At 73.0% G+C, this 5,203-nt stretch carries 6 protein-coding genes; 4 read left to right on the top strand and 2 right to left on the bottom strand.

The genetic code is table 11. The annotated features are described in order from the left end of the window. Nucleotides 1–735: MFS transporter (locus IFT36_RS14990; RefSeq protein ID WP_200413550.1), on the bottom strand; the 735-nt coding region annotated here is incomplete at its 3' end. Nucleotides 736–751: 16 nt separating this feature from the next. Next, entirely contained in the window at nucleotides 752–1,969 is a 1,218-nt protein-coding gene (locus IFT36_RS14985) for an MFS transporter (RefSeq protein ID WP_249408667.1), read from the bottom strand. A gap of 46 nt (nucleotides 1,970–2,015) precedes the next feature. Here IFT36_RS14985 and IFT36_RS14980 point away from each other — a divergent pair, with 46 nt between their 5' ends. The 4 genes from IFT36_RS14980 to IFT36_RS16835 all read left to right on the top strand — a co-directional run bounded on the left by IFT36_RS14980 (nucleotide 2,016) and on the right by IFT36_RS16835 (nucleotide 4,851). Next, nucleotides 2,016–2,600, top strand: coding sequence for a sugar O-acetyltransferase (locus tag IFT36_RS14980; RefSeq protein ID WP_159825057.1), 585 nt, complete (start codon nucleotides 2,016–2,018; stop codon nucleotides 2,598–2,600). Between the two features lie 11 nt (nucleotides 2,601–2,611). Then, entirely contained in the window at nucleotides 2,612–3,157 is a 546-nt protein-coding gene (locus IFT36_RS14975; protein ID WP_123571175.1) for a TetR/AcrR family transcriptional regulator, read from the top strand. 190 nt (nucleotides 3,158–3,347) lie between these two features. Further along, nucleotides 3,348–3,806 (top strand): hypothetical protein, encoded by a 459-nt coding sequence (locus IFT36_RS14970; protein WP_056044715.1) that lies wholly within the window; start codon nucleotides 3,348–3,350, stop codon nucleotides 3,804–3,806. 85 nt (nucleotides 3,807–3,891) lie between these two features. Further along, complete coding sequence (locus tag IFT36_RS16835) at nucleotides 3,892–4,851, top strand: AraC family transcriptional regulator (protein WP_056044714.1); 960 nt, start codon at nucleotides 3,892–3,894, stop codon at nucleotides 4,849–4,851. The last annotated feature ends 352 nt before the right edge of the window (nucleotides 4,852–5,203 follow it).

The following is a 5,203-nucleotide window of genomic DNA, read 5'->3' as shown; positions in this document are numbered from 1 at the left end:
CGCTCCGCCGTCGGGGGCGTCCGTCGCCACGGGTGCGGCCGCCGCCCCGGCACCCGCGGTCACGTCGTCGCCGGGCAGGACCGCCGCGTCGGCCGTCTCGGACGGGCCCTCGGCCGCCCCCTCGGCCGGTTCGGGCCCGGCGAGCAGCAGCGGGTACGCGACGAGTGCCACGACGGCGAAGATCAGCGCCGAGGCCCCGAGGTGCCAGACGATCGGGATGCCGAGTCCCGCCGCCGCCCCGCCCATCAGCCCGCCGAGGACGGCCCCGATGCTCCACACGGCGTGGAACGAGTTGAGGATCGACCGGCGGTAGCGGTACTGCACGCGCAGTCCGTGCGAGTTCTGCGAGACGTCCACGATGGCGTCGAGGGCACCGGCGAGCAGGAAGCCCGCGGCGAGCAGCCCACCGACCGGGGCGATGCCGGCCAGCAGGACGGCGACCCCGGTGACGACCGTGCCGACCACGGCCACCCGTGACGACCGGAGGCGGCGGATCAGCCATCCGGCGCCGAGCCCCGCGACGAGCGCGCCGACCGGCATCGCCGCGACCGCCAGGCCGAAGTCGGCGTTGGACAGCTCGAGGCCGTCCTTGATGGCGGGGTAGCGCGGGAGGAGGTTCGCGATCAGGGCGCCGTTGGTGAAGAAGAGCAGGGCGACGCCGAGTCGGGCTCGGCGGTCCTCGCACGTCGGCACGGTGCGGGCCGGCGCCGCGGGAGAGGTCGTCGGTGACGTCATGGTGTACGAACGTACACTAAGGCCGGGCGGCGGCGGACCGCTCGCGGGGACGCGCCGCCGAGGTGATCAGCGAGGCGCCCGCGACCACCACCAGCACGACGATCATCGCGCTGCGCAGGCCCACGTGCTCGCCGACGAAGCCGAGCAGCGGCGGCCCGACCAGGAACGCCACGTAGGCCATCGTCGCGACGGCTCCGACCGCCGTCGTCGGGTCGTCGCCGTCGGCCGCGGCCGAGACGGTCACCGGGAAGCCCAGGGCGGCACCCAGTCCCCAGAGCACGACGGCGACGCCCGCGACGACGACCGAGTCCGAGAACACGACGAGGGCGATGCCGACCGCCGAGACCAGTGCGCTGGCGCGCAGCACGGTGGCGTGACCGAAGTGGGCGAGCAGCGGTTCGCCGAGGAAGCGGCCGACGGTCATCGCCGCCGCGAACGCCGTGAAGACGACCGTGCCGGCGGTCGCCGAGACCCCGTGCCCGTCGACGAAGAGCAGCGGCAGCCAGTCGTTGGCCGACCCCTCGGCCAGGGCGAGCGCGAGCACGATCAGGCCGAGCAGCACGAGGCGGCGGTCGCGCCAGACCGCGAGCGACCCGGCGAGCCGGGCCCGCACCCCGGAGGCGCGCTCGGCCCGCTCGTCGGAGCGTCCGGTCGAGCGCGGCACGATCGGCACCGCCCAGGCCAGTGCGGCGCCGCCCGCGAGCGCGACCCCGAGCAGGTGCCACTGGACGGGGACGTGCGTCGCCGTCAACAGGATGCCGAGGCCGGCCCCCGCGACCGTGCCGAGGCTGAAGCAGCCGTGCAGCACGGGCAGCACCGAGCGGCCGGAGGCGGTCTCGATCGCGGCGCCCTCGATGTTGACGGCGATCTCGGCCAGGCCGACCCCCGCCCCGACCAGGGCGAGGCCGACGAAGACGCCGGGGGTGATCGAGAGTGAGGCGGCCACGCCGACCAGGGCCACGCCGGCGACCAACGCGCTGCCGCCGATCGCCACGGCGCGGTGGGCTCCGTGCCGCCGGACGATCGGGGCGGACGACAGGATGCCGCCCATCGACCCGATCGACAGGCCGAAGATGACGAGGCCCATCTCGCCCGTCGACGCCTGCAGCAGGTCGCGGATGGCCGGGGTCCGCACGACCCACGAGGCGAGCGAGACGCCGACGACCGCCATGAAGACGAACACCGCCGCCCGGCGTCGGGCGAGCTCGGGGCTGAACGGTGGTCGGTTGGTCATGCGTCCAGTGTGTACGTTCGTACGCTCGTCGTCTAGGGTGTCGTGCATGACCACCACCGACCACTTCGCCGGCGACCCGCGCACGAACCACGAGCGGATGCTCGCGGGCGACCTCTACATCGCGGACGACCCCGAGATCGCGGCGCAGCAGCAGCGGGCGATCACCTTGCAGGCGCGCTTCGCCGCGGTCTTCGCCGACGACGTCGACGCCGCGCAGGCCGTCGCGCGCGAGCTGTTCGGCAGCCTGCACGAGACGGCCCACGTCCGGCCGCCGGTGTACGTCGACTACGGCAGCTCCATCACCATCGGGGCCGGCACGTTCGTCAACTACGGCCTGACGGCGCTCGACGTGGCCCCGATCACGATCGGGGCCGACTGCCAGATCGGCCCGAACGTCCAGCTGCTGACCCCGACGCACCCGGTCGAGCCGCAGCCGCGTCGCGACAAGCTCGAGGCCGCGAAGCCGATCACGATCGGCGACAACGTCTGGCTCGGCGGCGGCGCGATCGTGCTGCCCGGGGTGACGATCGGCGAGAACAGCGTGATCGGCGCCGGGGCGGTGGTGACGAAGGACGTCCCGGCGAACGTGGTCGCGGTCGGCAATCCGGCCCGCGTGCTGAGGAGCATCTGATCGTGGGCGCCGTGCGACGTACCGAGCCCGACCGTCGTGACCGCCTCATCGACGTGGCGCTCGACGTCGTGGCCGAGGTCGGCGTCGCCGGCGCCTCGCACCGCAAGATCGCAGCGCGCGCCGACGTGCCCCTGGGCTCGATGACGTACCACTTCGACGGCATGGACGAATTGCTGTACGAGGCGTTCTCCCGCTTCGCCGAGACGATCATCGTGCGGTTCGAGCGCCGGCTCGGTGCCGCGACCACTCGCGACGACGCCAAGGAGGCGGTGGTCGCGTTGGTCCACGACGACCTGACCGGCCCTGCCGCGGTCCGCGACCAGGTGCTCAGCTACGAGCTCTACACGCTGGCCGCGCGGGAGCCGAGGTTCCGCGAGATCACCCGCGAGTGGATGCGCCGCAGCCGGGTCGAGCTCGAGCGCCACTTCGACCCGGACACGGCCCGCCAGGTCGACGCCCTGATCGAGGGGCTCTCGATCCACCGCGCCCTCGACCCGTCCCCGCCGAGTCGTGCGCTGACCCGCGAGGCCGTGGACCGCATCACGCGCGCCTCCTGACCGTCGTCCGCCGCGCCTCCTGACCGTCGCCGGCCGCGCCTCCTGCGGTTCCGCTCGACATGGCCACAAACCGAACTGTGGTCGCCCCCGGATGCGACTCACAGTAGCTAGGCGCTCTAATGGGACCGGTGCAGAAGATGCACGGCGGTGAGAAGGTACGCACCGGATCGGGACGAGAGTCGAGAAACCAGTGGACGCAGAGAGCGACATGTCGCGCCGCGCCCCCGAGGTCGACGCTCCCGGCGCCTCCGACGCGGCGTTCGGCGACTTCAACGTCGCCAGCGACTTCGGCGAGATCGGCGACGCGACCCGCACGGCGGCGGCCGACCTCTTCTTCGGCGACTTCGCGCCCCCGCTCGACCCCGACCTGGTCTTCGAGTGCTCGGCGTCCATGAACGGCGAACACGGTGCGGTGGCCCTCTACGAGGACCGCGTCATCGTCGAGAGCCCCGACGAGCCCGACGGCGAGGCCGTGTTCTCGACCGAGACGGTGCGGGCCTGGTGGCTGGTCGAGGGCGAGACGTTCTTCGCGCTGGTCGTCGAGGCCGACGTGCTGCACCGCACGCGGCTGCCGACGGGCTTCAAGGCCGTGCTCAAGGCGGCGTTCACGAAGGCCTTCGGCCCGGCGACGAGCCCCGCCGGCGCGTGAGCCCCGCGCACCTCCGCCCCCGCTTCGGGGCTTCGGCCCGGTCAGGACGTTCTTTCAGGGGCCCGGTCATGGCAGGATCACTGTGATGGAACCCGAACAGACCCTGCCCCCGGTGCGTTCCGAGATGGGCGGCCGCGACATGGACCAGGCGCGCGCCCTGTTCGAGGACACCTACAACGGCGCCGGGTTCCGCACCGACACCCGGCAAGAGACGTTCGCCTACCGCTACACGACGGCGGGCGACGAGGACATGACCCTGCGGTCGGCGATGTTCCTCGGGGACATCCGCGGGGCCATCCAGCCCGAGCGCGAGTACGTCGTCGCCTGGATCACCGCGGGCGAGGGCCGGGTCGACGTGGGCGCCGAAGAGGCCGCGTTCGAGATCGGCCGTCCGCTGATGTTCCCGACCGGCAAGGCCTTCGAGTTCGAGGTGCGCGAGTACCGCCAGAACCTGGTGCACTTCGACGCCGCCTACCTCGAGCGCATGGCCGCCGAGCACGAAGGGGCCCTCGCCGGGCCGTTGCAGTTCGACCACACGGCCGTGCCCGACCTGGCGAACCTGCGTCGTTGGCAGTCCACCATCACCAACGCCGCGAAGACCATCCTCGGCGGCGAGTCCACCGAGCTGCTGCGCTCCGAGCTCAAGCGCGAGTCGGCGTTCGCCCTGCTCGACACGTTCTCGCACCGGTCGATCGACCTGCCGCCCGCCCTGCTCGTGCCGCGCAACGCCCGGCTGCGCGAGGCGGTCGAGTACCTGCACACGCACTCGCACCTGCCGGTCAACATGACCCAGCTGGCCGAGTCCGTGCACCTGACGCCGCGAGGGCTGCAGCAGGCCTTCAGCCGACAGCTCGGCGTGACGCCCACCGAGTACCTGCGCACCATCCGCCTCGACCACGTGCGGGCCGAGTTGATCGAGCTCGCCCCTGGCGAGGCCACCGTCGGCGCCGTCGCCCAGCGCTGGGGCTTCACCCATCTGAGCCGCTTCACGGCGTCGTACGTCGGACGCTTCGGCGAGTACCCCAGCGCGACGCTGCAGCGCTGAGCCCGGGCGGTCAGCCGCGCCGGCGCGAGCAGGCCGCGCCGCGCCTCCTCGGCCGTCCCGCCAGCCGGGCACGCCGCCACGATGTAAACAGTCCGCCACGTCTTTGTGTGGCGGACTGTTTACTTCATGGCGGGATGGGGTGTGGCGCGACCAGCCCACCAGCCACCACGCCAGGAGGTGGACACCGCACCACGGGAAAGCCTGGCGCTGTGACCACGTCCTGGCGCCTTGACCACCTCCTGGCGCGGTGCCCGTCACCCGGCGGCGTGCGCGCGACGCGGGGCAGCCTCCTGGAGGCGCGGGTCGCCACCCGACGCGGGTCGCGCCCGACGGCGCGCGGGTCGCGGGCCGC

It is taken from the genome of Frigoribacterium sp. CFBP 13605, from assembly GCF_014839405.1.
Taxonomy (GTDB): domain Bacteria; phylum Actinomycetota; class Actinomycetes; order Actinomycetales; family Microbacteriaceae; genus Frigoribacterium.
The sequence above is the reverse complement of the archived record's forward strand: the minus strand, read 5'-3'. Positions and strand labels throughout refer to the sequence as shown.